This window comes from Cyanothece sp. BG0011, from assembly GCF_003013815.1.
Lineage (GTDB): Bacteria > Cyanobacteriota > Cyanobacteriia > Cyanobacteriales > Microcystaceae > Crocosphaera.
On record NZ_PRLH01000186.1, the window covers coordinates 45,126 to 70,874 of the forward strand.

28 protein-coding genes are annotated in these 25,749 nt (G+C 38.4%); 11 read left to right on the top strand and 17 right to left on the bottom strand.

Going from position 1 to position 25,749, the window contains the following annotated elements; all coding sequences use genetic code 11:
* Nucleotides 1-12: 12 nt before the first annotated feature.
* The 6 genes from C4E06_RS23305 to rbfA all read right to left on the bottom strand — a co-directional run bounded on the left by C4E06_RS23305 (nucleotide 13) and on the right by rbfA (nucleotide 4,601).
* Complete coding sequence (locus C4E06_RS23305; protein WP_107670757.1) at nucleotides 13-846, bottom strand: DUF2267 domain-containing protein; 834 nt, start codon at nucleotides 844-846, stop codon at nucleotides 13-15.
* Between the two features lie 261 nt (nucleotides 847-1,107).
* Nucleotides 1,108-1,440 (bottom strand): SH3 domain-containing protein, encoded by a 333-nt coding sequence (locus C4E06_RS23310; RefSeq protein ID WP_107670758.1) that lies wholly within the window; start codon nucleotides 1,438-1,440, stop codon nucleotides 1,108-1,110.
* A gap of 56 nt (nucleotides 1,441-1,496) precedes the next feature.
* Nucleotides 1,497-1,922, bottom strand: a complete 426-nt coding sequence (locus C4E06_RS28410; protein WP_198648980.1) for a L,D-transpeptidase — start codon at nucleotides 1,920-1,922, stop codon at nucleotides 1,497-1,499.
* Nucleotides 1,919-2,272: a hypothetical protein gene (locus tag C4E06_RS28415; RefSeq protein WP_198648981.1), complete on the bottom strand. Its 354-nt coding sequence runs from the start codon at nucleotides 2,270-2,272 to the stop codon at nucleotides 1,919-1,921. The genes C4E06_RS28410 and C4E06_RS28415 overlap by 4 nt, the downstream gene beginning before the upstream one ends.
* Before the next feature lie 302 nt (nucleotides 2,273-2,574).
* Nucleotides 2,575-4,194: a glycoside hydrolase family 3 N-terminal domain-containing protein gene (locus C4E06_RS23320; RefSeq protein ID WP_107670759.1), complete on the bottom strand. Its 1,620-nt coding sequence runs from the start codon at nucleotides 4,192-4,194 to the stop codon at nucleotides 2,575-2,577.
* A 14-nt stretch (nucleotides 4,195-4,208) separates the two neighbouring features.
* Nucleotides 4,209-4,601, bottom strand: coding sequence for a 30S ribosome-binding factor RbfA (gene rbfA, locus C4E06_RS23325; RefSeq protein ID WP_107670760.1), 393 nt, complete (start codon nucleotides 4,599-4,601; stop codon nucleotides 4,209-4,211).
* A 182-nt stretch (nucleotides 4,602-4,783) separates the two neighbouring features.
* On the opposite strand from rbfA, the gene C4E06_RS23330 reads away from it, so the two are divergent.
* Together C4E06_RS23330 and C4E06_RS23335 are read left to right on the top strand one after the other, a co-directional pair.
* Nucleotides 4,784-6,073, top strand: a complete 1,290-nt coding sequence (locus C4E06_RS23330; RefSeq protein WP_107670761.1) for a pitrilysin family protein — start codon at nucleotides 4,784-4,786, stop codon at nucleotides 6,071-6,073.
* Between the two features lie 46 nt (nucleotides 6,074-6,119).
* Nucleotides 6,120-6,986 (top strand): fructosamine kinase family protein, encoded by an 867-nt coding sequence (locus C4E06_RS23335; protein ID WP_107670762.1) that lies wholly within the window; start codon nucleotides 6,120-6,122, stop codon nucleotides 6,984-6,986.
* Between the two features lie 44 nt (nucleotides 6,987-7,030).
* On the opposite strand, the gene C4E06_RS23340 is transcribed toward C4E06_RS23335, so the two are convergent.
* A complete protein-coding gene (locus tag C4E06_RS23340) occupies nucleotides 7,031-7,252 on the bottom strand; it encodes a hypothetical protein (RefSeq protein WP_107670763.1) in 222 nt (73 codons plus the stop codon).
* 203 nt (nucleotides 7,253-7,455) lie between these two features.
* Nucleotides 7,456-10,770 (bottom strand): efflux RND transporter permease subunit, encoded by a 3,315-nt coding sequence (locus C4E06_RS23345; RefSeq protein WP_107670764.1) that lies wholly within the window; start codon nucleotides 10,768-10,770, stop codon nucleotides 7,456-7,458.
* 190 nt (nucleotides 10,771-10,960) lie between these two features.
* Here C4E06_RS23345 and C4E06_RS23350 point away from each other — a divergent pair, with 190 nt between their 5' ends.
* The 5 genes from C4E06_RS23350 (at nucleotide 10,961) to C4E06_RS23370 (ending at nucleotide 15,503) form a co-directional block, all read left to right on the top strand.
* Nucleotides 10,961-11,611 carry a potassium channel family protein gene (locus C4E06_RS23350; RefSeq protein ID WP_107670765.1) on the top strand — a complete coding sequence of 217 codons (651 nt, stop codon included), beginning with the start codon at nucleotides 10,961-10,963 and terminating at the stop codon, nucleotides 11,609-11,611.
* A 20-nt stretch (nucleotides 11,612-11,631) separates the two neighbouring features.
* Entirely contained in the window at nucleotides 11,632-12,726 is a 1,095-nt protein-coding gene (locus tag C4E06_RS23355; protein ID WP_107670766.1) for a HAMP domain-containing sensor histidine kinase, read from the top strand.
* 23 nt (nucleotides 12,727-12,749) lie between these two features.
* Nucleotides 12,750-13,475, top strand: a complete 726-nt coding sequence (locus tag C4E06_RS23360) for a 4'-phosphopantetheinyl transferase superfamily protein (RefSeq protein ID WP_107670767.1) — start codon at nucleotides 12,750-12,752, stop codon at nucleotides 13,473-13,475.
* Between the two features lie 63 nt (nucleotides 13,476-13,538).
* Nucleotides 13,539-14,420, top strand: a complete 882-nt coding sequence (gene rfbD, locus C4E06_RS23365) for a dTDP-4-dehydrorhamnose reductase (RefSeq protein ID WP_107670768.1) — start codon at nucleotides 13,539-13,541, stop codon at nucleotides 14,418-14,420.
* A gap of 9 nt (nucleotides 14,421-14,429) precedes the next feature.
* Nucleotides 14,430-15,503: a glucose-1-phosphate thymidylyltransferase gene (locus C4E06_RS23370; RefSeq protein WP_107670769.1), complete on the top strand. Its 1,074-nt coding sequence runs from the start codon at nucleotides 14,430-14,432 to the stop codon at nucleotides 15,501-15,503.
* 91 nt (nucleotides 15,504-15,594) lie between these two features.
* On the opposite strand, the gene C4E06_RS23375 is transcribed toward C4E06_RS23370, so the two are convergent.
* The 4 genes from C4E06_RS23375 to C4E06_RS23390 all read right to left on the bottom strand — a co-directional run bounded on the left by C4E06_RS23375 (nucleotide 15,595) and on the right by C4E06_RS23390 (nucleotide 16,740).
* Entirely contained in the window at nucleotides 15,595-15,807 is a 213-nt protein-coding gene (locus C4E06_RS23375) for a type II toxin-antitoxin system HicA family toxin (protein WP_107670770.1), read from the bottom strand.
* Between the two features lie 2 nt (nucleotides 15,808-15,809).
* On the bottom strand, nucleotides 15,810-16,004 hold the full coding sequence (locus C4E06_RS23380) for a type II toxin-antitoxin system HicB family antitoxin (RefSeq protein ID WP_107670771.1): 195 nt from the start codon (nucleotides 16,002-16,004) through the stop codon (nucleotides 15,810-15,812).
* Nucleotides 16,005-16,146: 142 nt separating this feature from the next.
* Entirely contained in the window at nucleotides 16,147-16,440 is a 294-nt protein-coding gene (locus C4E06_RS23385) for an addiction module antidote protein (RefSeq protein ID WP_107670772.1), read from the bottom strand.
* A gap of 3 nt (nucleotides 16,441-16,443) precedes the next feature.
* A complete protein-coding gene (locus tag C4E06_RS23390; protein ID WP_107670773.1) occupies nucleotides 16,444-16,740 on the bottom strand; it encodes a type II toxin-antitoxin system RelE/ParE family toxin in 297 nt (98 codons plus the stop codon).
* Between the two features lie 262 nt (nucleotides 16,741-17,002).
* On the opposite strand from C4E06_RS23390, the gene C4E06_RS23395 reads away from it, so the two are divergent.
* Entirely contained in the window at nucleotides 17,003-19,114 is a 2,112-nt protein-coding gene (locus C4E06_RS23395; RefSeq protein WP_107670774.1) for a TIGR00300 family protein, read from the top strand.
* Between the two features lie 125 nt (nucleotides 19,115-19,239).
* Here C4E06_RS23395 and C4E06_RS27440 read toward each other — a convergent pair whose 3' ends face one another.
* Entirely contained in the window at nucleotides 19,240-19,389 is a 150-nt protein-coding gene (locus tag C4E06_RS27440) for a hypothetical protein (protein WP_157951222.1), read from the bottom strand.
* A 47-nt stretch (nucleotides 19,390-19,436) separates the two neighbouring features.
* On the opposite strand from C4E06_RS27440, the gene thrB reads away from it, so the two are divergent.
* The 3 genes from thrB (at nucleotide 19,437) to C4E06_RS23410 (ending at nucleotide 21,809) form a co-directional block, all read left to right on the top strand.
* Nucleotides 19,437-20,354, top strand: coding sequence for a homoserine kinase (gene thrB / locus C4E06_RS23400; RefSeq protein WP_107670775.1), 918 nt, complete (start codon nucleotides 19,437-19,439; stop codon nucleotides 20,352-20,354).
* A 137-nt stretch (nucleotides 20,355-20,491) separates the two neighbouring features.
* Nucleotides 20,492-21,274: a sulfotransferase family protein gene (locus tag C4E06_RS23405; RefSeq protein ID WP_107670776.1), complete on the top strand. Its 783-nt coding sequence runs from the start codon at nucleotides 20,492-20,494 to the stop codon at nucleotides 21,272-21,274.
* Nucleotides 21,267-21,809 (top strand): hypothetical protein, encoded by a 543-nt coding sequence (locus C4E06_RS23410; protein ID WP_107670777.1) that lies wholly within the window; start codon nucleotides 21,267-21,269, stop codon nucleotides 21,807-21,809. Before C4E06_RS23405 ends, C4E06_RS23410 begins: the two co-directional genes overlap by 8 nt.
* Nucleotides 21,810-21,916: 107 nt before the next feature.
* Here C4E06_RS23410 and C4E06_RS29055 read toward each other — a convergent pair whose 3' ends face one another.
* The 4 genes from C4E06_RS29055 to C4E06_RS23425 form a co-directional block, all read right to left on the bottom strand.
* A complete protein-coding gene (locus C4E06_RS29055; RefSeq protein WP_157951225.1) occupies nucleotides 21,917-22,090 on the bottom strand; it encodes a hypothetical protein in 174 nt (57 codons plus the stop codon).
* Entirely contained in the window at nucleotides 22,053-22,571 is a 519-nt protein-coding gene (locus C4E06_RS23415; RefSeq protein ID WP_107670778.1) for a sulfotransferase family 2 domain-containing protein, read from the bottom strand. The genes C4E06_RS29055 and C4E06_RS23415 overlap by 38 nt, the downstream gene beginning before the upstream one ends.
* A gap of 167 nt (nucleotides 22,572-22,738) precedes the next feature.
* Complete coding sequence (locus C4E06_RS23420; protein WP_157951227.1) at nucleotides 22,739-23,953, bottom strand: FkbM family methyltransferase; 1,215 nt, start codon at nucleotides 23,951-23,953, stop codon at nucleotides 22,739-22,741.
* 119 nt (nucleotides 23,954-24,072) lie between these two features.
* On the bottom strand, nucleotides 24,073-25,749 hold a 1,677-nt coding region (locus C4E06_RS23425), incomplete at its 5' end, for an FkbM family methyltransferase (RefSeq protein ID WP_157951229.1).

Genomic DNA, 25,749 nt, shown 5'->3' on the forward strand with positions numbered 1-25,749 from the left:
TTGTGCCAACTATTAAGCAGCTTGCCAAATATTTTTAATATTATCAGGTAAGACTGCTTCGATTTCTTGTTTCATCCCGTCGGATAACTCTTCTTTGGTGGCAGAGAAAACCGCTTTAATGACTTTGACACCGTCAGTTCCACGGGGTACACCCCCCTCTTGTTCAATACGTCTTAAGAAGGTTTGACCATCAAACTTAAGGGGAGGACGAATCTTACTTAACCAAGACACCAAAGGATTATTATCTTTCCAGAGTTCATGAAGTTCTTCTTTATTATCTTCTTTGAATTCTGATTTAACTTTCTCGGATGATTCTGTGGTCATCAAATCTCGTAAGGTTCGATACACAATAATGGTTAAATCTCTTGCATCGAAAATGTCAGGGAGTTCGGCTTTGAGTTGCACTTTCTCAAGAAAGGGTAAGTCTTTGGTTGCGATAGGAACTTTAGGCCCTTTTTCTAAGGCTTGAGGATAGTTTTCTTGTAACCGTTGCAGGGCTTTATGACCTTTTTCGGTTAAAGAAGCCTTTTTAAAGCGGATTAAATGGGGTAAAGGACCATCAGGTGCGCCTAATGTATTAGCAATACGAAAATCAACACCCTTGTCCTCTGCTTCAACTAATGAGGGAACATCTTCTTGTTTTGCGTAAGCATTCCCTGTAAATTCTGCGTCAATGTAACCTTTCTGGTTAAAATAATCTAATTGTCCTAGGAAGTCAGAAACGGTTAAGTTTCTTCCTGTAAAGTCTGTCTTGTTAAAATCTACCCTTTCGCTTCCTTGTTGATTGGCTTGATTAATTTTGTTTAACAAAATATAAGCAACATCTTCTCTTATTTTAATAGGCATTAATAACTCCTTTGAGTTCTTTAGAATTTATATATCTCATTTCTACGTTAACAAAAGTTAACAAAGTCTTCATCCATCATTAGTTAGAAATTATTCATCTATCGTTGGTTAGATATTTGACAGTAAACAGTGAACAGTTATCACAACTATGTACACAGTCAATAAAGTGGCCGATGAAGCTATCAACGGCCAACTCTTTTTAAAGCAGTTGTACCCAACAAAAAGACTCTTGCCTGTTGCATGAGTGCCTTTTGCCTTGAACTAATCGCAAATATAGTCAGAACGAACCCACCCTTGTACACCGTTATAATCAATACGTTGCCATGTGTAAGTTTGACCATCTTGACCACTGGCTCTGTCAAAAACAGGCACAGTGGTTCCATTGGGAACCTGGGTTAAGCTACGGTAGTTAGTTCCAGGGCCGGTTCTGACATTAAGACGACCACTTCGACTATTGGTGCAAATCCGTGCATAGTAGCCTTGTCCTCCCCGTGGACAATTATCATAGGAATTACAGCCAGGCCCTTGTTGAGCATTCATGGGTAAAGCAGTGGCACCGACGAGAAGCAGGCCAGTCATGAAGGTTTTTAACATGATTATCACCTCATTTTGTGTGTGAGTGTTAGTACATAAAATAAATAGAGTAAGAGTTAACCTTGTAACTTGACTTCTAAGTATTGCGGTTGATAGGTGTAAACATACTGTAATACTTGGTCAAGGTCAGGTTTATTGGTTAGGGCGATACATCCTTCCGTTCCGTCTTCCCCGTTATTTTTTTGGTAAGAGGGGTCATAATGAATTCCCAGGGCATACCTTTGGGTGGGAAAGAGGGGTTCAATGGGGAGAAATCTCCCCCCAACTTCCGGATGAGTTCCTGCCACCTCAGCACTGGCCACTTGATATTGGCCATCCGGTAAGGGTGCTTCTGTTCCAGATTGGTGGCGATTTCTGTTTTGACTGTCGGCTCTTCCTGTGACGGTTTGATACGTGGCCATTAATTGGCCATTAGCATAGAGTCTCAGTTCATAAATAGGGTTTCCCAGGGCGTTTTTAGTCTGGGTAGGGGTTAAGGTCATATAGTTCCCCTGAGACATCCGAGTCTGCTTATCCGGGGTAGAATAAGCACTATTCTGGGGGGTTGCATATAGGGTTCTCTTTCCCAGGTTGGTTTCGTTTGAGAATAGGTTTGTTGTGGAGTGGGATAAGGGGAAGAATGGAAAGGTGCAGGGGGTTGTAAACTATCTGGGGCGTTAACGGTAGGGGGTAACTCTCTTGATGGTTCCTGGGAAAAAGAATTTTGTTGGCTTAGAACCATGTTGTCAAGTTCTGCAGCTTCGATGGGTTGACCTTGTTTTTGTTTCCCATGAGAAACATAGGCAAACATAACCAGACAACTTAATAGGGCTAAAGTGAGTTTAATTTTCATCAATATTGTTTCCTTTAGAGTTAAGAAAATAGCGGTTTATTAAATATCAACCGTTAATTAAGAGGTTCACAGTCACTGATACCAAATCGGATTTTTACAACCGCTTTACCGCTTTGTACTGTTTTTCCCCACGCCTCTGGTCGTTCTTACTGTTTTAATATTTGTGAGATTCGAGGCATATTTTGACCAAATTTGGTATTATACCGTCATATTCAATATCTCTATTTTAACCAAAATATACGGATTTTTAGGAATTTTGTTACTTCTTTCGATTTTCTTTATTTTTTCGTAATTAACCGTAATTAAATAAACACATCTCCTAAATTACGAGACATTTCCCTTAATTGTGCTGCGGATAAATTAAACAATTTTTGACAGGCGATTCCTTGACTTTCTGCCATTTGTCCATAGGAAAAGACCCAAGGTATGTTTAAACTCATTTCCGTTATAAACCAATCCAAAATATAAGGACTTCCATAAATAATTAAGCCTTTTATGGTTGACTTTTTAAACAATTTATGGTAATAATTTTTAGAGGTTTCATTTAATCCTGCACTACCCCGAAAAGGATTACCTCTTAGGAAGATTTGTAATAAGGTTTCTTGGTCATCTTCTAAGACATTGCCAAGGGTATTTTGATCAACTAATTGCAATTGATAACCCAATAAATTAGGAATGGTAAAGGCTGGCATTTGTCGGTCTAAAAAATCAGCATTTAAAATATCATCTACTACAATTAAATTTCGTTTCGAGGTTTCTATTTTAACTTTTAAGGGTAAGTTTTTGCTAGATTTAAGGGAATTTTTAATAATATTTTTGACTGTTTCTCTATCTGTTGTTTTAGATAATTGATAAATGGATAAATTATAGTTTTGATGATTAAATAGTTTTTGTTTTGCTTGCCAAATTCTTTGAAGGGATTGGTCTATTCTTTCAGTGGTTAATCTTCCTGTTTCTACAGCTTTATAAATAGCATTAATAGCGATTTCTGGATCATCTGGCATCAATAAAATATCGGCCCCTGCTTCTACTGCTTTGACGGCAATTTCATCAGAGTTGGCATAGTTTGCCACACCTCCCATAATTAAAGCATCGGTAACAATTAAACCATTAAACCCTAATTTTTGTCTTAATTTATTTGTTAAAATAGTCTTAGATAGAGTAGCAGGATTATCTTTATCCCAAGCATTAATCAATAAATGTGCAGTCATGACAGTATCAACATTTGCGTCAATTGCTGCTTGAAATGGCACTAATTCTAATTGTTCTAATCTTTCATTATTATGATTAATTACTGGTAAATCTAAATGAGAATCACTAATAGTATCTCCATGACCGGGAAAATGTTTGGCTGTGGTTAATGCAGGATAATTTTTTGCCCCTTTAATAAAAGCTTTTGCTAACTCACTGACGACATTAACATTATCCCCAAAAGAGCGAATATTAATAACAGGATTATCAGGGTTATTATTAACATCAACAATAGGGCTTAATATCCAATTAATACCCATAGCTAACGCTTCTTTTGCAGTCACTTCTCCCATTTTCTCAGCATATTTTCTGGCTAATGGTAAATCATATTTAGCGATTTCACCTAAGGCCATCGGAGGAGGAAACCAAGTCGCCCCACTAAACCGTTGTCCCACCCCTTCTTCTATATCGGCTGCAATGAATAAAGGGATTTTTGAACATTTTTGTAACTGTTGGGTTCTTAATAATAATTCTGCTGCACTTCCCCCCAATAAAATGACCCCACCTAGATTCAAAGTTTCTAACCAATGGGATAATTGAGGGTTAGAAGCTTCCCAGACGGGGTAACGAATTTGGTGATCAAACAAATAACCAGAAGCACGAACCACGAGCATTTGTCCGATCTTTTCTTTTAAGGTAAATTGAGTCCAATGGGGTAATAAATTAGTCACAGAGATTCATAATTTTATTCATCTTCTGCATTATAAGACTCATCTTCTGGGGGGATAGTTTCTCTAATTTGATTGAGAAGATGTAGCATTTTATCCCCTCTTTCGATACCATGATCCTCAAAAAATCTAACTTCTGGGGCGCGTCTTAAACGGATACGTTGTGCTAACTCTTTTCTGACATATCCTTCCGATGATTTTAACCCCTGCATGGTTTCGAGTTTAGCTTCTTCTGTGCCGTAGATGCTAACAAAAATTTTAGCGTGTTGTAGGTCTCCAGAGAGGTCTACATCGGTAACACTCACCATTCCGGCACCGACACGGTCATCTTTTATATCAAATAAAAGCATTTGAGAAACTTCTCGTTTAATTAACGAGGAAACGCGAGAAACTCGACGACTATTAGCCATGTTCGCCCCCTTTCTTTAACTAATGTGGGCAAGAAATAGGGCTAAATTCACCCTATTGCTAATATAGTATAGCAACCGAAGTTATTTCAGGCCATCGAAAACTTCCTTTTTCCTGGTTTTTAACCAGTGATGGCTTGCCATACAATTAAGATAGAATAAGCAGACTTAAGCAAGAGGATTTTATGCCCTGTTCCGTCCTTGACTCATCAGCTACCCATACACCCACTATCGTTAACCTGGACAATGGGTTAACCATTATTGCTGAGCAAATGCCTGTCGAAGCAGTTAACCTTAATGTATGGCTTAGGGTGGGGTCGGCCTTGGAATCAAATGAGATCAACGGAATGGCTCATTTTCTTGAACATATGGTTTTTAAAGGCACACCTCAGTTGAAAAGTGGCGAGTTTGAGCAACGCATTGAACAAAGAGGTGCGGTGACCAATGCGGCCACATCCCAAGAATACACTCATTTTTATATTACCAGTGCGCCTTCAGATTTTGCGGAGTTAGTGCCATTACAGTTAGATGTGGTCTTCAATCCAATGATTGAAAATGAAGCATTTGAACGAGAAAGATTAGTGGTTTTAGAAGAAATCAGACGCTCCCATGATAATCCTAACCGTCGCACCTTTTATCGAGCAATGGAGACTTGTTTTGAACATTTACCTTATCGTCGTCCCGTCTTAGGTCCGGCCTCAGTCATTGAAGGGTTAACCTCTCAACAAATGCGTGAGTTTCATGGTAGTTGTTATCATCCCACATCAGTCACAGCCGTCGCGGTGGGAAATCTTCCTGTTGAGGAATTAGTTGATATTGTTGCTGATAGTTTTGAGCAGACTTATTATACTAAGCAGACTGTTTCTGATAGTTTTAAGTCTTTAAAGTTTCCTGATGCACCTGAGTTACCTTTTCAAACTATTGTACGCCAAGAATATGAAGATGATAAACTGCAGCAAGGGCGGTTAATTATGATGTGGAAAGTACCGGGTTTTCTGGAGTTGAATGAGACTTATGCGTTAGATGTTTTAGCCTCTATTTTAGGGAAAGGTAAAACCTCTCGCTTATTTCAAGATTTGCGAGAAGATAAAGGGTTAGTATCTCAAATTAGTGTAAGTAATATGACTCAAAAAGTTCAAGGAATGTTTTATATTGCAGCTAAATTGTCAACGGATAAGATGATAGAGGTTGAAAAAATAATTATTCAACATTTACAGGAAATTCAACACAATTCTATCAAAGAAGAAGAGTTAAATCGCATTAAAAGACAAGCAATTAATCGTTTTATTTTCAGTAATGAACGACCCAGCGATCGCACAAATCTTTATGGGTATTATTATTCTCAAATGCACGATTTAAACCCGGCTTTATCCTATGCCCAGATTATTCAATCTTTAACCTTAGATGATATTCAAAAAGCAGCCCAAAAATATCTTAATCTAAAGGCGTATGGGGTAACAGTGGTAAAAAATTAAAAGGCATTATTGCCAAAAAATTTATTGATAATTAAGGGTAAAAATAATGTGGACACAAATTGCTGAACATATTAGTCAAACAACAGGGAAATCTTTTACAATTGAAAGTCAAAAATCAGTGAGTGGAGGCTGTATTAATCAAGGTTATTGTTTGATTGGAGAAGATATTAAATACTTCGTCAAAATTAACCATGCGTCTCAAGTAGAAATGTTTACGGCCGAAGCATTGGGACTCAAAGAAATGACAAAAACCCAAACTATTCGAGTGCCTAAACCCATTTGCTGGGGCATGACCGAACGTTCAAGTTATATTGTCTTAGAATGGTTAGAATTCGGAAGATCCTCTAATGCTTCTTGGGAAGCAATGGGAAGAAATTTAGCTAAAATGCACCAATATCAAGGAGAAACTAGATTTGGCTGGAGTCAAAATAATACCATTGGTTCAACCCCACAAGTTAATAATTGGACAGAAAAATGGTCTGATTTTTTTGCCAATCATCGCATTGGATTTCAATTAAAATTGGCATCAAGAAAGGGAGGAAATTTTGGTAATTATAGTCAAATTGTCGAAAAAGTAAGGGATATTTTATCAACTATTGCTCCTCAACCTTCTTTAGTTCACGGTGATTTATGGTCAGGAAATGCAGCAGTGACAGAAGCAGGAGAACCGGTTATATTAGATCCTGCCACTTATTACGGCGATCGCGAGGTTGATATCGCCATGACGGAACTATTTGGGGGGTTTCCGGCTGCTTTTTATCGAGGATATAATGAAGTATTTCCGTTAGATGAAGGGTATAAAAAACGCAAAACGTTGTATAACCTTTATCATATTTTAAATCATTATAATTTATTTGGGGGGGGTTATGGTTCTCAGGCTAATTATATGATTCAAGAAGTCTTAAAAAGTTGAGATTATCCTTTTTAACTCCTTTTATCAATCCCTATTTTTCGGGATCATTTCCAAGAATCAACATCACCGTACTCTTCATCTCTGAGTTTCTTTTGTTGTTGTATCGATTCTTGAAAGGCCCCTATCGCAAAGCCAACGGCTGCCCCCCCGAAAAGGAGAATTTTTTTACGTTCTTCTCGCCCTGATATGGTGGTGACAGCTAAGCCGAACATAGCACCAATTAAAGCGGTTATAATACCAGCAAAAATAACTTTTCTAATGTTCATAATGGTTATCTTCCTAGTTAAGTAAACGAAATGATTAATAAAATAACTGTCCCCACAAAAAGAATGTGATTCATCCAATCGTTAAATGTCCAATTTTTAAACATTTTAATTACTCCTTGTTTTAACTAAGATGGTGGGTTACGACGGATTATTATATTCTTTTGGCAATCTAAATGATAGCCGTCTAACCCACCCTACGTTCATTATTCGTTTTGAGGAGAAATACGATAGACTGGGGTTTTTTCCTCTTCGGGTGCTGTAGGAGAAGGTTGATTGCCGTTTCCGTGATCATTTCCTCCATTCCCAGGAGGGTTGCCGTCATCCCCACCGAGAACATATTTTTCAAAGTTTTTGATGACAATATAGAGGATAGGAACCAACACCAAACTTAACACCGTCGCCAAGGCCAAACCGCCAAAAATAGCCGTCCCTAAAGACCAACGACTCACCGCCCCCACACTCGAAGCAGCTAACAAAGGAGCAAACCCCACCAAGGAAGACACGGCCGTCATTAAAATAGGTCGTAACCGTTGTTCCGATGCACTAATGGCCGCTTGAGTAATACTCATGCCAAGATCACGGGACTGGTTAGCAAATTCTACAATAAGAATCGCATTTTTAGCAGCTAACCCAATTAACATGACTAACGCGACCTGAGCATACATATTATTATTTAACACTGGCCAGATGCCATTACCCGGGTTAAACGGTGCAGTTTGTACAAAGGTAACTCGTAACCAAATCATCCCCAGCGCCCCTAAAATAGCCAACGGAACCGTCAAGAGGATGATGGTAGGGTCAATATAGCTTTCGTATTGGGCGGCTAACACCAGGAATACCATGACAAAGGCTAACCCAAAGACAATGGGGGCAGCCCCGGCCGAACTTTGTTCCTCCGCCGCCGTATTGGTCCAAGAATAGCCAAACCCAGGCTGCAGCGTCTCCTGGGCCACTTGTTCCATGGCTTTAATCACCTGACCGGAACTATAACCCTGGGCCGGAGAAGCAATGAGTTTAATGGCCGGAAAGGTTTTGTAACGGGTGAGAATGGGAGGATAAGTGGTAGTTTCGGTACTGACTAAGTTACTCAGTTGAACCATCGCCCCTTCTCGCGATCGCACATATAAACGACCGATATCTTGGGGGTTAGAGCGATCTTGTGCCGTTGCTTGGGCATAAACCCGATAGAGACGACCTTCAAAAACGAATTGATTGACAAAATTAGAGCCAATATAAGTTTGTAACGTTCTTAAAATACTATCAATATCAACGTTTTGCGCTTTGGCCTTTTCTCTGTCAATGGATAAACTCATCAAGGGACTATTAAAGGTAAACGTGGTAAAGGTTTGCCCAATTTCTGGCCGTTGGTTAGCGGCCGTCATCACCCGTTGCACATTATCAATTAACGCATCCATTCCCTTTAACTGACGGTCTTGAATAAAGATTTCTGACCCATCAAAGTTACTTAAACCGTCCACAGGAGGGGCATTGCTGGCAAACACTCTGGCCCCAGTTATGTTTTGAGCAAACTGTCGATTGAGAGTTTGAATGATACCAAAGGCTGATTTTTTCGGGCCAGGCCGTTCTTCCCAAGGCCTTAATTTAATAAAGGTCAGAGACTTATTGGCGTTTCTCCCTTCAAAGGAAAATCCTGTTAAATTAATCACATGGTCTAGGGTTTGCTCCGCATTCTCCATATTTTGAATAATGTCAGTGACTTGGCGATCGATGGCCTGGGTATAATTGAGAGATACTCCCGGTGGTGCGTCCACTAAAGCAAAGAAGTAGCCTTGATCTTCGGCGGGAATAAAGCCGGAGGGCATGGTGGTATAGATCCAACCAGTGGCCACTAACCCGGCAATAAATAAAGCCATAATGACAACTCTAATGTGGGTGAGGAAGGTAATAAAACCTTGATAGGCTTGCCGAATCATCTCAAACCCTTGGTTAAACCAGCGAAACAAGAGGGCTAGGGGTCCGTGTTTTTCTTCCGGTGGCCCCAGTAAAATGGCCGACATGGTAGGGGAGAAGGTTAAGGCGTTGAAGGTGGAAAATAAAACCGCAAAGATGATCGTTAAGGCAAACTGTCGATAAACGATGCCGGTGGTCCCTGGGAAGAAACAAACGGGGATAAATACGGCCATTAATACCACAGAAGTGGAAATCGTGGCCCCAAATAGTTCGTCCATAGCATCCATGGCTGCTTGAGTGGGCCGCATTCCTTGGGCTAATTTACTCGAAACCGCCTCTACAATAACGATCCCATCATCGACGACTAACCCGGTGGCTAATACACAAGCAAACAGACTTAACTGGTTAAGGGTAAAACCAAAGGCATTTAAACCGATCATCGCCCCCACCAAGGCTACAGGGATAGCAATACCCGGAATAATAGTGGTACGCCAGTCTTGGAGAAAGACAAAGATCACTAATACCACTAAGGCGATCGCTTGGAGTAGGGTGATGCTTAAATCGTTGAGAGAGGCATTAACAAATAGGGTATTATCTAACCCGATGACCACTTTCAGGCCAGGGGGAAAATTTGGCTCTAATTCTGCCATTTTCGCTTTAGCTGCGTCGGCGGTTTCTAGGGCGTTACTGCCGGGTAACTGATAAATTAAAAATGCTACCCCTGTGAAGCCATCAACGTTCACTACGGTGTCATAGTTTTCCATCCCTAATTCTGCGTAACCCACATCTCCAATGCGGATTAAAGTACCATCGTTCCCCACTTTGACAACCAGATCCTCTGCTTGGGCCACGGTTTGAAATCGTCCTTGTATCCGTAGGGGGAGTTCAAACTGTTGGTCTGGTGGAGCGGGTTGTTGTCCAATTCTACCCACCCCTACGTCAAAATTCTGTTCATTGATCACCCCTACCACATCTAGGGCCGTGAGTCCCCTGGCAGCTAATTTATCGGGATCAAGCCAGATTCTCATGGCATAGTTTGCCCCTCCAAATAAACCCACTGATCCCACCCCTGGCAACCCTTTCATCTCATTGGAAATGTAGCGATCCACATAGTTATAGATAAAGGTTTTATCATAGAGGGGTTGACCATCAGGCCCGTTTTCAGCATAAAACCCATACACTAGGGTTAAACTGGGGGATTGGGTGTTGGTTCTCACCCCTGCTTGGTTAACTACTGAGGGTAAGGTAGATTGAGCTTGAGAGACTCGGTTTTGAACTAATACCTGGGCGGTGTTACGGTCCATTTCCGTGGGAAAGGTGACGTTAATGGAGACATTTCCCGTATTATCGGTAAAGGAGTCAATCCAGCGTACTTGTTCGGTTCCGTTAATTTCTCTTTCTAATACGGTAGTTACGTTGTCTTCTGTGGTTTTAGCATCGGCCCCGATATAGTTAGCTGTTACCGCCACTTTTTTCGGTGCAATTTCAGGTAACTTATCTAAGGGCAACACCGCCATAGAAATAGTCCCCAGAAGGATAATAACGATAGTACAGACCGTACTTAATACCGGTCTTTTAATAAAGGCATTGGATAAGGACAGTAACATGATCCTGGATTAGTTAAGGATGGGGAGATAAGGAAATTTGTTATGATTTGAGATGTAATCCCGATCAGTCTAACAAAGATATTGCTTATTGATAAGCAAATTACATAATTTGTTTCATTGAGATTTGTTTATCTTCTTTGTTGAGTTTTATTTTTGTTTTATCATGGTTGATATTTAGCTCAATATAATCATGAAATCTACCTGGAAATTTTATTCTTCAGCCACTGGATACAACAAACTTTTTATTAACCTTATTTTACTGTTTATTTTAGCTCCTTTTGCGGCTTTTAATAGTTACATTAATTTTTTAGTTAGTTGTTTCTTTTTACTGACTTTACTCTTGGGATTAAATACCTTTAATTTACCGAAAAACATTCTTTTTTGCTTACGGGTTTTTGCGGCTTTGGGCTTTATTGCTGATGTTATTGTTTTGAAATCCATTCGTTTCACTGAAATCAGTGCTTTAGTTTCTTACTTTTGCTATGGCATTTTTATGATCATGTTTATTATCGCTATTGGTTTTAGAATTTCTCAAGAACCGAAGGTTAATAAACAGGTAATTAGAGGGGGGATTTGTTTATATTTACTTTTAGGTCTTTTATGGTTTTTCTTCTATCAAATTACTGTTTTTTTTGATCCGAATGCTTTTTCTATACCAGAAAGTTTAGATACATCTTCTCTATTTTATTTTAGTTTTACTACCTTAACAACCTTAGGTTATGGGGATATTACCCCTAATAATGCCTTTGCCATGACTTTAAGTAATGGGGAAGCTTTAGTGGGACAAATTTATCCGGCTGTTGTTATTGCTAAATTAGTTAGTCTTTATACTGATGAATAAATTATCTAGTCAATAAAAAAATGTCTAAATTAAGTTTAGGAACTCGTTTATTTTTATCCCATTTATTAGTTATGTTTGTGGGATTAGGAAGTTTTATTTGTATCGCTAAATTCTCTTCTCCTAGAATGTTTGTTCTTCGGTTAGAAAAGTTAGAAAAACAAGGATTTTTTACCGTTCGTTCAGCGAGAACTTATTTAGTAAAAGGCTTTGAAACCGCCTGGAATAATAGTGCATTTTGGTCGGTTATTTTCGGGGTTAGTGCGGCTGGAGGGGTGAGTTATGTGGTCTCCCGTCGTACCATGAAACCCCTTAATCAAATGAAAGAAATTACCCAAAAATTAGCCCAAGGTCATTTAGAAGAAAGAATGCCAGAAACTGATATTCCCGAATGGGATCAATTAGGAAATAGTTTTAATATGATGGCGAATAGTTTAGAAGGAGTGGAAAAAAGAAGACGAGAATTAATTAGTGATATGACCCATGAATTGAGGACTCCTTTAACGGTTATGAGGGGTTATTTAGAAGAATTAGCCAATGGGTCTATTGAAGGAAATCCTGATCTCTATTTAAACTTAGTTAAAGAAACCAGAAGATTAGAAAGATTAATTCATGATATGCAAGAACTTTCTAAAGCAGAAGCGGGTTATCTTTCTATTACTTTACATCCTATCAAAATTATTCATTTGTTAACATCTTTAGTCGAAAAATTTAGCGATCAAATTATGGATGATGGGCCAATAATTGAATTAGATTGTCCTCAAGAACTACCCCCGGTTTTAGCGGATAGCGATCGCACGGAACAAATATTAGTTAATTTAATAGGTAATGCTATTCGTTATACAGAAACAGGAACCATTACTATTAAAGCTTGGTCAACAAAAAAACAAGTTTGGATCGAAATTATTGACACAGGAATCGGCATTAAACCCGAAGATTTACCCTATGTCTTTGAACGGTTTTGGCGCGCCGATAAATCTCGTTCTCGCTATTCTGGGGGGACCGGTATCGGCCTAGCAATTACCCGTCGTCTGGTAGAATTACAAGGGGGTAAAATTGAAGTCGAAAGTGAGATAGGGAAAGGGAGTACCTTCCGCTTTTCTCTATCTATTGCTTAATCTTTATAATTGATACCTGAATTATGACTATAATATGGGAAAGTCCCTCTAAAAACTTAACCATTAACTCTCAAACAGTTCATATCTGGAAAACAAACTTAGAACAATCTTCGATTCATGTTCAAAATAGTTTCAACCTTTTAAATGAAGAAGAAAAAATTAAAGCCCAAAGATTTCGCTTTGAAAAACATCAACAAAGATATACCTTAGCAAGAAGTAGCTTAAGAAAAATTCTAAGTTTTTATCTAGGCATTTCTCCTCAAGACATCAAGTTTCAATATAATGAGTATGGCAAACCTGAACTCTTAGATAAAATCAATACAATTAACTTACAATTTAATGTATCTCATTCAGAAAATATAGCAATTTACGGGATAACTTGTGATTATTTAATTGGGGTTGATATAGAATATATCCGTCCCATGTCAGAGGCGGAAAATTTAGCTAGACGTTTTTTTTCTCAGGCAGAATTTGAACAAATTAGCCTCTTATCATCTCAAGAAAAAGAACGAGAATTTTTTAAACTTTGGACAGCAAAAGAAGCTTATTTAAAAGCGATTGGAAAAGGAATCAGTGGAGGATTAGAAAAAGTAGAAATATCAACCAAAAAACCGAGAAAATTTATGAGTTTACCTGAGTGTGATCACATCAATTATAATCTATTATATTTAACCCCCCAGGATAATTATTTAGCTGCCATAGCTGTTGAAGATAATCAACAAACTTATCATTATTGGCAAGTTAAGTGAATCACTTCACTTTTTGACCCCAACCTTGTAGAATCGGAAATAACTTCTCACCCCAGAAAAATAATGACAAAAATCTTGTTAACTGGCAGTGATGGACAAGTCGGCCAAGACTTGCAGCAAACCTTAATACCCCTAGGAGAAATTGTTGCTACCAACCGTCAGCAACTTGATTTAACCTCTCCTAATAATATTCGTCAAGTTATCCAAGAAATTCAACCCGATATTATTGTTAATTCCGCCGCTTATACTGCTGTGGACAAAGCAGAAAGTGAGGCAGACTTAGCTTTTGCAGTTAACGGCATTGCACCAGCAATTATAGCAGAAGAAGCTAAAAAAATAGGTGCATTTTTACTCCATATTTCTACGGATTATGTCTTTGATGGAACTAAAAATACGCCTTATTTAGAAACAGATAAAACTCATCCCATTGGGGTTTATGGACAAACCAAACTCGCAGGAGAACAAGGGATTGAAAAAAACGGCGATCGCTATGTTATTTTAAGAACAGCTTGGGTTTATGGCACTGAAGGGAAAGGTAATTTTGTCAAGACGATGTTACGTTTAGGTAAAGAAAAAGAACAACTGGGAATTGTCAGTGATCAAGTTGGAAGTCCTACCTGGTCCTATGATATTGCTAATACTATAACCCAAATGCTGACTCAACTTAATTTAGCACAAACAAGAGAAATTTATCATTTTACAAATAGTGGTGTAGCAAGCTGGTATGATCTAGCCGTGGCTACTTTTGCAGAAGCTAAAAACATGGGATATCCCCTGAAGATTAAGCAAGTTAATCCGATTACAACTGAAGACTATCCCACCCCAGCAAAACGACCTCATTATTCAGTTTTATCTGGAAAAAAGACGGCTAAACTATTAGGGAAGAATGCCCCCTATTGGCGGGATTCCCTTAAAGAAATGTTAACTAAACTCTATAAAAATTAACTTAAAATTATGAAAGCATTAATTCTTTCCGGTGGAAAAGGAACCAGACTAAGACCCCTGACTTATACAGGGGCAAAACAATTAGTTCCTGTTGCTAATAAGCCAATTTTATGGTATGGAATCGAGTCAATTGTCAAGGCCGGAATTACCGAGATTGGTATTATTATTAGTCCCGAAACAGGGGAAGAAATACGTAGAAAAACTGGGTTAGGTGAACAGTTAGGAGCTAACATTACCTATATTGTACAAGACGAACCTTTAGGGTTAGCCCATGCGGTCAAAGTTGCCCAACCCTTTTTAAAAGATGACCCTTTTATTATGTATTTAGGGGATAACTTAATTCAAGACGATCTTCATCTCTTTTTAGATAAGTTTAAAAATAAGCATTTAGATGGATTGATTTTATTACGTTCGGTTCATAATCCTACTGCATTTGGTGTGGCCGAAGTTGATAACCAAGGTCGAGTATTAAAGTTAGTTGAAAAACCCAAAAATCCCCCATCAAATTTGGCATTAGTTGGGGTTTATTTCTTCTCTCCTGGTATTCATGAGGCCATTGCCAATATTCAACCGTCAGCGAGGGGAGAATTAGAAATTACTGACGCTATTCAAGAACTCATTGATAGTGAGAAAATTGTTGAGTCATTACAGTTAAATGGTTGGTGGTTAGACACAGGGAAAAAAGATGATTTACTAGAAGCCAACCGCATTATTTTAGATACCAATTTAACCATTAATAAAGCAGGAAGTGTTGATCAAAAAAGTAAAATTAGTGGCAGAGTTAATATTAAAGAAGGCACAACAATTATTAACAGTACCATTCGTGGTCCGGTGATTATCGGAGAAAATTGTCATATTGAAAATTGTTTTATTGGCCCCTATACCAGTATTGGTGATAACTGCACGTTAATTGATGCGGATATTGAACATAGTGTACTTTTAGAAGGCGCACAAATATTAGAAATTCATCAAAGAATTGTTGATAGTCTAATTGGACAACGGGCTAAACTAGAAATGGCTCCTCAACGACCAAAAGCGTTAAGATTTATGGTAGGGGATGATTCTCATATTGAATTAGTTTAACTGAGTTTTATAGTGATCGCCACAAGATTAGCGATCGCTAATTTCTATTTCTGGGGGGTTTATTGGGGAAAATAATAATCATGATAATAACTCATAAAAGTTGTTTAAATTCTTCAATACTTAATCCAGCATCATTAATAATTCCAGCCATTGTATAAGCATTAATTGGATTGGCTCTAGGAATAACAATAACACGATCATCATTACTCATAGAAATATGTTTACCTTGTTTAATAATTTCAAAACCAGCTTTCTCAAAAGCCTTAATTGCTCTTAAATGATTAATGCCTGGAAGTTTAGGCATCATTACCCCACTTCTACATAGAGAGATTCAGTATCCCTATTTAATTCTTCAACTGTCTCCAAATAGATTTTTATTGCATCTTTAATGTTTTCTATTGCCTCTTCTTTTGTTTCACCTTGGGACCAACATCCAGGTAAACTGGGACACCAGATTGCATATCCTTCTTCACTTTCTTGTAACCTCACTTTGTAGCGCATCTTTTTTAATGTTAAATATTATCATTTATCATTATATCTTACTAATACTAGAAAGCGTTATTTTTCTACAGATTGTTAAATTCTAATTCAAAAAGGGAATACTAAATCTAAGAGATAACCTGTTATATAAAAGGAACAAACCTTAAGCCAGAGGTTCAACTGTAAGCTTAAAACCGAGGGCTTTGGCTACTTTGGCTACCGTCGCAAAACTGGGGTTGCCATCAGGAGACAATGCCTTATATAATCCCTCTCGGCTTAACCCTGTATCTCTAGCTAACTGACTCATATTCCTAGCCCTAGCAATTACACCAAAGGCATGAATAATAAAAGCAGGATCATCCTCAGCTTCTTCAAGACACGCCTCTAAATATAACTGAATGTCCTCTTCAGTTTTGAGGTGTTCTGCTGAATTCCAGCGAGTTGTGCTAATAGCCATAATTCAATCCTCTAATTGTCTAGCGAGTTCTTTGGCCTTGGTTATGTCAGAATTTTGGGAGCTTTTATCGCCACCACACAGAAGTACAATAACGATGAGTCCCCGTTGTACGCAGTACACCCTGTAGCCAGGGCCATAATGAATACGAAGCTCCCTTATCCCTTCTCCTACTGTACTGACATCCCCAAAGTTGCCTATTTCGAGGCGGTCAATACGCGCTTGTATACGAGCCTTAGCTCTACGATCTTTTAAACCCTTGAACCAGTTGGCGAATATCTCTGTTTGACGAACTTCGAGCATACGTTAAACATAGTTCACAGATCCCAAATTGTCAACTACAGTTATCAGGTTTTGGTGGGTTATGACGGATGGTTATCTACCTGCGATCGCCTCAATTCTAGTCGCCGAACCCACCCTACACTGTCTTACGGTTAAACAACCACTTCTCAAGTCAAATTCACGGTAAGATGGTAAGTTGGGTTATTCAGTATCGGTGAGGAGTCAACAACCTGGATACCATCAACCACAGATATGTAAATTTAGCTTAATTGAAGACACTATTATGACTGATTCGATTCGTATTTTAATGTGCGCCCCAGACCACTATGATGTTGATTATGTGATTAATCCTTGGATGGAAGGAAATATCCATAAATCAACCCGCGATCGCTCCGTAGAACAATGGAACCAACTGTATCACGCTATCAAAGAACGGGCGATCGTTGAATTAGTGGAACCCCAAAAAGGGTGGCCTGACATGGTATTTACCGCCAACGCCGGGCTAGTCTTAGGAGATAATGCGATCGTCAGTCGTTTTTATCATAAAGAAAGACAAGGAGAAGAACCCTATTTTAAAGAATGGTTTGCTAACAATGGGTTCAATGTCTTTGAACTCCCCAAAGATTTACCCTTTGAAGGGGCCGGCGATGCTTTATTTGACAGAGAAGGCCGTTGGTTATGGGCCGGATACGGTTTTAGATCCGAGTTAGACTCCCATCCTTATATTGCCCAATGGTTAGACACAGAAGTCTTATCCCTCCGTCTCATTGATGAACGTTTCTATCATCTTGATACCTGTTTCTGTCCCCTCACTGGCGGTTACTTACTCTACTATCCCCCTGCCTTTGATGCCTATTCTAACCGCTTAATTGAACTGCGTATCCCCGAAGAAAAGCGCATTGTGGTTGAAGAACCCGACGCGGTTAAATTCGCCTGTAATGCGGTGAATATTAACTACACCATCATCATGAACCAAATCAGCGACAGCTTAAAACAACGGTTAAATGATGTGGGTTTTGAAGTGGTACAAACCCCCTTATCCGAGTTTCTCAAAGCTGGTGGGGCAGCTAAATGCTTAACCCTCCGTGTCAACGAACCCGTTTTAGAAGATGTTCATGCCAGTACCCCCGTCGAAAGCCGTACCATTCAACTAACAGGCCATCTCCTTGATGCGGGTATCATGAATAAAGCCCTTGATACCGTTATCGAAAATGGGGGCAGTTTCAAAGTTCTTAATTTTGACTTAGGGTTAGAAAGACAAAGCACATCGGCGGCACAAGTTCGCGTCTCAGCGCCGGATCATAATGTCATGGAAGAAATCATGACCCAATTGATCGATCTTGGTGCCGTTGCCCCTCCTCAAGAAGTGTGTGACATTAACACCGAAACCGTTACTAAAGCAGGGGTTGCCCCGGATGACTTCTATGTGAGTACCATTTATCCCACAGAAGTTAGAGTTAACTGTGAATGGGTAAAAGTCCAAAATCAGCGCATGGATGCTGCTATTGTGGTTGATCCTCAAAAAATGACCGCAGAATGTAAGTTATTACGGGATCTCGAAGAAGGGGATCATGTCATGGTGGGAGTGGATGGTATTCGTACCGTCAGACAAACCGAAGATCGCGATCAACGCAACGGCAAAAAAGAATTTACCTTTATGGGATCTGGGGTTTCCAGTGAGCGCCGAGTTGAATTATTAGTGGAACAGATCGCCTGGGAAATGCGCCAAGTCCGTGATCAAGGGGGTAAAGTCGTGGTTACGGCCGGCCCGGTGGTCATTCATACCGGTGGGGCCCAACACCTGGCAAAATTAGTCCGTGAGGGCTATGTTCACGCCTTATTAGGGGGTAATGCCATCGCTGTCCATGATATTGAACAGTCGATGATGGGAACCTCTTTAGGGGTAGATATGCAACGGGGTATTCCTGTTAGTGGGGGCCACCGTCATCACCTCAAAGTCATTAACACGGTGCGCGGTTGTGGTAGTATCGCCCAAGCCGTAGAACAAGGGGTGATCGGCAAAGGAGTCATGTATGAATGCGTTAAACATAACGTTCCCTTCGTTTTAGCCGGTTCTATCCGAGATGATGGCCCGTTACCCGACACAGAAATGGACTTAATTAAAGCGCAAAGTCGTTATGCTGAGTTAATCCAAGGTACAGACATGATTTTGATGTTATCCACCATGTTACATAGTATCGGCGTGGGTAATATGACTCCGGCAGGGGTGAAAATGGTCTGTGTGGACATTAACCCTGCGGTAGTGACCAAATTAAGCGATCGCGGTTCTGTTGAGTCGGTGGGTATTGTCACCGATGTGGGTTTATTCCTCAGTTTACTGGTGCAACAGTTAGATAAGTTAACCCATCCTTATCCTGTGATTTCCGCCGTTTAGATATTTGTAGGGTGGGCAATGCCCACCTTATTTTTATACCGTAAAGTATGGCTCTCATCACTATTGCGCTATAGTAATAGAAAAAGTCAAAGATAAAAATTATAAATCGTCAATCACTAATAGGGTCAATTATTAGCCTCCTTTTGTTTAATAACATGACCAGTCCCTTCACAAAAAACACAGGTTTCTTCTCTCTGAACTTCTCCACTACAATCTCGAATTTCAACATATCCTTTTCCTTCACAATAAGGACAGGGTTTTTGCTTTTTCATCATATTTTCTATTAGAATAAATCGATAACTTTAAACCAGTATCGTTTCTTATGTCTACTGTTACTGTTACCGTTCCTGCAACAACGGCCAATATTGGACCCGGGTTTGACTGTCTTGGTGCAGCATTAACCCTTTATAATCAATTTCAGTTTACTGAACAATCAGACGCTGATACTGATCTCAACATAACAGTAACAGGGACAGAAGCCCATCGAGTTAGTCGCGATCGCAGCAATCTTCTCTATCAAGCCTTTACTCATTTATACCACCATCTCAACAAAACACCCCCGAAAATCGCGATTGAAATAAAACTAGGGGTTCCCCTGGCCCGGGGGTTAGGAAGCTCTGCAACCGCTATCGTTGGGGGGCTAGTGGGGGCGAATGAACTGGCTGGCCAACCTTTGTCTACAGCAGAAATCATGGAATTAGCCATTGCATTAGAAGGTCATCCTGATAATGTGGTTCCTGCCTTACTAGGAAATTGTCAGTTATCGGTGGGTGAACCTGAAAACTGGGAAATTTGTCAAATTCCCTGGCATTCTGACATTATTCCTGTGGTGGCTATCCCTGACTTTGAACTCTCCACAGAAGAAGCTAGGGCAGTCTTACCGAAAACCTTACCCTATGGTGATGCTATTTTTAATGTAGCTCGTATGGGCTTATTAATCAGAGGATTAGAAACGGGGAACGGACAATGGCTAACTAAAGCGATGGCCGATCAACTCCATCAACCCTATCGTAAAGGATTGATCGAAGGCTATGAATTCGTTCAAGCATCAGCCTTGAAAGCAGGAGCTTACGGTATGGTTATTAGTGGTGCTGGACCGACTCTATTAGCCTTAACCTCTCCAGAGCAGATTCAAGCCGTAGAAACCGCCATGAAAAATGCTTGGACACAGTTAGAGATTGTAGCAGATGTGCGATCGCTTTCTATTGATAAACAGGGAGCAAAAGTTAATTCTAATTAGATGAATCATTCTTGTTCTCTTGTCTTAAAGTGAAATTGAAACATTATCAGAAAAAACTCGTCTAATTTTGGATAACTTGTTTTAAACAGTAATAACAACTTAAGTGGTTTATCGATGGTCATCACTATTTGTATGAAATGCGAGTTATGAAGATTCCTGTTATATATGCTTATCCCCGTTCAGGAGGAACATTAGTTAATCGTTGTTTAGGAAGTATCTCGGGTAATTTAATTTTATCCGAAGTTAACCCTTTGGCTTCAGTGGTTTCTATTGCAGAACAGGCCAACAATTGGCTTAATCTTTTATCAGATGAACAGCTAGAAGAGTTTGTTGATCAACCTTATGGAGAACAGATATACTTTTTAATAACTCAAGCAAAAGCTTCTAATCATCATTTAATTATCCGAGATTGGACAGCAGTCAACTTTATGGATGATCCTAGCAATAATCAAATTCTAACCCCTAGTTTCATCTTAGAGCAAGACTTATATTTAGCCCACTACGGACTAATTAGTTTACCCATAGTCATTGTCCGTCGTTCAGCGGACGTATACGACTCAATAAACCGTACTTTTCCTCATTTAAATCGCGGCATTGAGGTCTTTGGAGAAGCTTACTTAAAATATGCTCAAAGAGTTTGTTATTATCCGATTTTTCATTATGAACAAATCTGTCAAGACCCCATCACTCAAATTAGCTTAATTTGTGAAACTTTAGAAATTAATTATGAGCCTAATTTTATCAATAAATTCTATGACTTTGATAAATGTACTGGAGATAACAACCTAGAGCAATCCTCAAGGGGAGGCAAACTCAAAGAAATTAAGTTACTATCTAGTAATCTTGAGTCCCAAGACTATAAAATAGCAAACAATGATGAAAACTGTCAACAAGCAGATAAATTATTAGGTTATGAATAATACAGAAACATTAAAATCCTTATGGCAAGTCTTAGAATCTAGAGAGCGCGTTGTCAAGAAAACTCGTCAAAAGTATGATCACTTTTATAAAGAAAACACTCATCTTCAAACAGAAAACACTCATCTTCAAACAGAAAACACTCATCTTCAAACAGAAAACACTCATCTTCAAACAGAAAACACTCATCTCCGAGGCAATATTCATCAACTTCGGGAAGAACAGAAACATCATATTAAACTGATTGAAGAATTGCGTGAGGAAGTTCAACAATTAACAATAAAACTTCAACTAAGTCATACAAAACAGGAATCACTACAACAAATCATTGAACAAAAAGAGGCAACTATAGAAGACATAAAAACACAATTGAACCGTAGTGAAGAAAATCGATTGCTCCTATGGCAAAAAATTGATAAATTACAAGAGCAACTTAACGAAAGTCAAGCTACCATAGAAGGAATGGAAAGTAGTAAGTTTTGGAAATTACGAAACCAATTCTTTAAAGTCAAACAATCTTTTACTTTAAAAAAATAATATAAAAATCATATTTTTATATTTCATATACATTTTAGTTGGGCATTATTTAGAAACTTGATGTTGTTTTTAGTAAGATATTGACAACAAATGGGGGTAAAGTCCCACTAAAAGTCATAATTTCCGAATTCTATTTCTTCTCGAAATTTCAAATAAACTCTTTGTTTAAGTTCTTCATCATAATAAGTTTTATAAGGTTGTCTTTGAGATTGATTACGAATCGGTAAAGGTTGATAGGGAATATTAACTATCTGACAAACTTTTTTTAAAATCTTCGTCAAGGTGTTCAAATCTTATTAAAAAGTTAATATCTCCATCTAATTTTGAATAGTTAAGATTGAAAGGAAATCCTAATCTACTAATAGTGTTTTTCAAAAAAGGGGTTTTAGGAAGTTTAATATATTCTCTTAATTTTGGGGTTTCCTCTACTAAGCGAATAAAATCTTCTCTAACCCATTGTGTGATACCTCGGTGAGGAGAAAAATACCAGGAAATCATCTGATCATAAGGATTTCTAATTGTAGAAAACTTAAATAATTTTCGATAAAGTTGAGGCTCCAAAATTCTTTGATAATGTGCTAAGGTAGAGTGTTTTGTGACTTCATATTTTTTATTCCTCACCTCAAAACGCTCAATTCCATCTTGATGATTTCCATGAATTACAATTTGATCTTCAGAATAATTTTTCAAAATATTCTGAATACTATTACCGCCAGTTTTCGGTACATGAATAAATAAAAATTTTTTATCTACAGACAGCATAACTAACCCATCCTTCTTACAAAATACTAAATTTCATCAGTGGGTAAACCTAACTTTTGTTTCAAACTAAACCATTTACCCCGTAACTTCCAGAATTTGCTAGTTTTGATAGTTTTATGTTTGATCAAATACAACTAGAATATGTTCAAAAAACTGCAATCAGTCGTTCAATAATCAGAAACTGACTGAATATAGGTTTCAGACATGACAGCAGAACACCACATTAGTGCTTTTGAAAAAATGCTATAGTCTTGGAAGAAAAACACATTCCCCCAACTATTCTCAACTGATTGGGGATAATTGCTATAAAAGCTAGGTGTATTATTTCCCGAAACTTGGTAAATAACAATATACCAATTGTAGTTTTTAGTTTTCATTTCTTGAACCAATTCTTCTAATTGATTCATCGCCCCAAAACGATCGCAAGAGAATTGTGTATCCCCAAATTTAGCAACCACAACTGGATAACGATAACTTCCCATTCCTCGAATAACTTGAATATCATAGCCTTCAGTGTCAATTTTGACTAATCCGATATCAGAAGGGATTTCTTGAGTATCATGCAAGTCAACTAAACTTCTGACATTTACACTTATCGTCTCTGCAAACGGTAAATCATCAGGCATAGAATTCTTAGCTAAGCTATTGTATAAGCTAGAATATTTATGAATCCCCTTTTCTGACTGATCACAAGCAATGTGAAACAAGTCTCCTTTGTTATACTCTCCAATAGCAAAGGGAAAACTATGGAAATTTGGATTACTTCCTAATCGTTCATTTAATTCTTGAAATGTCGAAGAAAAGGGTTCAAACGCATAAACTTCATACCCTACTTTAAGAAGAGATTGAGATGTTTCACCAACATTTGCCCCAATATCAATTACGCGACGACTAGGAAGATAGGAATATAAATAGCACATTAACCCGACTTCTCGATTGGATAAACCGTCATTTTGTTGAATACCAGTAATTTGACTATCTAGTTTTTTAACAACTGTGTCAACTAAAGCTTGAAATTCACTGCTCAGCTTTTGTTGAGATTTTTCAACTTTCCTCTCAAGTTGAATGATTTTATCGTCCATTTCACTCAATTTAATTGAAGAAACGGCGAAGTTTTTTCGTAACTCGTCCAATAATCCCTGAATTTCTTGTTGAATACTTTGTAAAGACTTAGTTATGGCAATAGAAACCTGAAGTAGGGGTGTATCATTTTGAAGAAGAAGATTGACTTTGTTATCAAAATTATTGAATTTTTTGTTAAGAACATCTAATTTTTCTAAAAATAATTCTTTGATTATTTTAATTCGTCTAATTAGGGGAAAACTAGCAACTATACTAACCAGTCCTTTGGGATTCTCATTGTCAGAAGATTTATTAGTCATAAGATTGATTTTCAGCATAATCTTGTTGTTGGGCAATGATTTGAAAAAAAGAGGTTAGGGAAGAGAGAGTGGAAAGAAAAGCTAAGCTTTTCTGGTAAATTTCCAAAATTGTTATTTCACTAATGATCGCTAGTTTGAAAAACCAGTAAATTATGTCTTAAGAAGACGATTTCTTTTTGCAGTAAAGTTCCATCAATAGGCGATCGCCAATCCCCTGTTTCGTCATAATATCGAAAACCAAGCTCGTCTAAAAGATTAAGCATTTCTCTGAGAACCAATGCTTCAGCATCATAACGGACAAGGGATAATTCAACAACAATGGCATCTACTTGTTCTAAGAATTGTTTAGCCCCCTCTAAGACAATATGTTCGGCACACTGGACATCAAGTTTCAACATTCCTCGCCCTGTCAACTGATAAGTCTGAGCGATTTGATCAAGGGTTAAAACCTCAACTGTAACTGTATCATAGGTTCGATAGTCAGCAGGATTAAGTAAAGAACTGCCATAAAGATCAGGAGAAACTTGGAAAGTCGTTGTTCCACTCTGATTAGAGACTGCAACTTCTAATAATTCTGCATTAGGAATTTGTTTGATATACAAGTCCCTTGCGCCTTGTTCATATTTGGACATTAACGGATCAATTAGAATAAAACGAGCCTCATCGAAAAACTTGCTAGTGGTATGAGACCAAATTCCGTGAGATGAGCCGACATCGACCATAAAATCGGGACGATAGCCTTTGTTATAAAGTCGTCTCATAACGTGATAGACGGGCACATAATCTTTATATATGTCCCCAGGAACAGGGGCTTCAAGATAGTGAACAATATCATTTTCAGCACGGGGAAGCAAATTTTCAAATCTCAGGTCAATGGGTTGTTCATTCTGAAGAGATTGCCAAAGCCAATCTTTTATCCCCTTATCGGAAAAGTTTTCAGCAACCTTGGCTGCATTGTGGCGCATTTCTTTCTGAACATCTGGTTGAGTAATGTGATCAACGGCTTGTTTAAAGGCTCGAGCATCATAATCACAGGTTAACCCAATACCGAATCGTTTGACAAAATGAGAAGCCCCTGTTTTCTCACTACCTATAATAATAATAGGAGTATTAGAGGAAACTAACGCAAAAATAATACGACCCGGTAGGCTCAGTTGAGAGAGATTTTGGCAATCATCTCGTTCATCTAATGTGCCGGTGGGAACGACAATATAAGGGTAATCTTTGAGTTTTTCAGCTAATTCTGGTTCTGATAATACCCCAAAAGGTGTAATTCCTGTTGTTTGTCTTAACTCTTCTGAAGATTGTTGTAACCACCAATAGCTCGTATTACCAAACCAATTAAGCTTAATATTAGCTCCCTTAATGGTGCTACAAAGCATCTCAAACCAAGACTGACTCCAAATACTGCCAAATAAAGCCCCTGTCTTTGCTTGAAGTTTATCAGCTTTTGGAAATGTGATTGCTGTATTAACATAGTGATTCGGAGCAACAGCCGGAAGTAACCAGAATTTTAAACCGTATTTATTTTCGTAGGCATCTCGCAGTTCAGGATGAGTAGCAAAACGTAGTGAACATTTTGTTAAAAATTCTCGCATTAAATCATCAGGAATATTGTTAACAACAATATTTTGATCATCCATGATATAAGTGGCCAGAGGAACATTATATAAATCTTTAACGGCGATCGCTAATAAAATATCACTCGAGTAGTAAGGCACGCAAAGGATTTGCTTAATGGAACTTCCTTTAAGATTTTCTTGGATAAATTCATAAGCTTGAAGACGACTAAGTTC

Excerpts from the sequence above, each read along its gene's own strand:
- C4E06_RS23305 (WP_107670757.1), bottom strand. The coding sequence starts at position 846 with ATGCCTATTAAAATAAGAGAAGATGTTGCTTATATTTTGTTAAACAAA.
- C4E06_RS23310 (WP_107670758.1), bottom strand. The coding sequence starts at position 1,440 with ATGTTAAAAACCTTCATGACTGGCCTGCTTCTCGTCGGTGCCACTGCT.
- C4E06_RS28410 (WP_198648980.1), bottom strand. The coding sequence starts at position 1,922 with ATGACCTTAACCCCTACCCAGACTAAAAACGCCCTGGGAAACCCTATT.
- C4E06_RS28415 (WP_198648981.1), bottom strand. The coding sequence starts at position 2,272 with ATGAAAATTAAACTCACTTTAGCCCTATTAAGTTGTCTGGTTATGTTT.
- rbfA (WP_107670760.1), bottom strand. The coding sequence starts at position 4,601 with ATGGCTAATAGTCGTCGAGTTTCTCGCGTTTCCTCGTTAATTAAACGA.
- C4E06_RS23330 (WP_107670761.1), top strand. The coding sequence starts at position 4,784 with ATGCCCTGTTCCGTCCTTGACTCATCAGCTACCCATACACCCACTATC.
- C4E06_RS23335 (WP_107670762.1), top strand. The coding sequence starts at position 6,120 with ATGTGGACACAAATTGCTGAACATATTAGTCAAACAACAGGGAAATCT.
- C4E06_RS23340 (WP_107670763.1), bottom strand. The coding sequence starts at position 7,252 with ATGAACATTAGAAAAGTTATTTTTGCTGGTATTATAACCGCTTTAATT.
- C4E06_RS23345 (WP_107670764.1), bottom strand. The coding sequence starts at position 10,770 with ATGTTACTGTCCTTATCCAATGCCTTTATTAAAAGACCGGTATTAAGT.
- C4E06_RS23350 (WP_107670765.1), top strand. The coding sequence starts at position 10,961 with ATGAAATCTACCTGGAAATTTTATTCTTCAGCCACTGGATACAACAAA.
- C4E06_RS23355 (WP_107670766.1), top strand. The coding sequence starts at position 11,632 with ATGTCTAAATTAAGTTTAGGAACTCGTTTATTTTTATCCCATTTATTA.
- C4E06_RS23360 (WP_107670767.1), top strand. The coding sequence starts at position 12,750 with ATGACTATAATATGGGAAAGTCCCTCTAAAAACTTAACCATTAACTCT.
- rfbD (WP_107670768.1), top strand. The coding sequence starts at position 13,539 with ATGACAAAAATCTTGTTAACTGGCAGTGATGGACAAGTCGGCCAAGAC.
- C4E06_RS23370 (WP_107670769.1), top strand. The coding sequence starts at position 14,430 with ATGAAAGCATTAATTCTTTCCGGTGGAAAAGGAACCAGACTAAGACCC.
- C4E06_RS23375 (WP_107670770.1), bottom strand. The coding sequence starts at position 15,807 with ATGCCTAAACTTCCAGGCATTAATCATTTAAGAGCAATTAAGGCTTTT.
- C4E06_RS23380 (WP_107670771.1), bottom strand. The coding sequence starts at position 16,004 with ATGCGCTACAAAGTGAGGTTACAAGAAAGTGAAGAAGGATATGCAATC.
- C4E06_RS23385 (WP_107670772.1), bottom strand. The coding sequence starts at position 16,440 with ATGGCTATTAGCACAACTCGCTGGAATTCAGCAGAACACCTCAAAACT.
- C4E06_RS23390 (WP_107670773.1), bottom strand. The coding sequence starts at position 16,740 with ATGCTCGAAGTTCGTCAAACAGAGATATTCGCCAACTGGTTCAAGGGT.
- C4E06_RS23395 (WP_107670774.1), top strand. The coding sequence starts at position 17,003 with ATGACTGATTCGATTCGTATTTTAATGTGCGCCCCAGACCACTATGAT.
- C4E06_RS27440 (WP_157951222.1), bottom strand. The coding sequence starts at position 19,389 with ATGATGAAAAAGCAAAAACCCTGTCCTTATTGTGAAGGAAAAGGATAT.
- thrB (WP_107670775.1), top strand. The coding sequence starts at position 19,437 with ATGTCTACTGTTACTGTTACCGTTCCTGCAACAACGGCCAATATTGGA.
- C4E06_RS23405 (WP_107670776.1), top strand. The coding sequence starts at position 20,492 with ATGCGAGTTATGAAGATTCCTGTTATATATGCTTATCCCCGTTCAGGA.
- C4E06_RS23410 (WP_107670777.1), top strand. The coding sequence starts at position 21,267 with ATGAATAATACAGAAACATTAAAATCCTTATGGCAAGTCTTAGAATCT.
- C4E06_RS23415 (WP_107670778.1), bottom strand. The coding sequence starts at position 22,571 with ATGCTGTCTGTAGATAAAAAATTTTTATTTATTCATGTACCGAAAACT.
- C4E06_RS23420 (WP_157951227.1), bottom strand. The coding sequence starts at position 23,953 with ATGACTAATAAATCTTCTGACAATGAGAATCCCAAAGGACTGGTTAGT.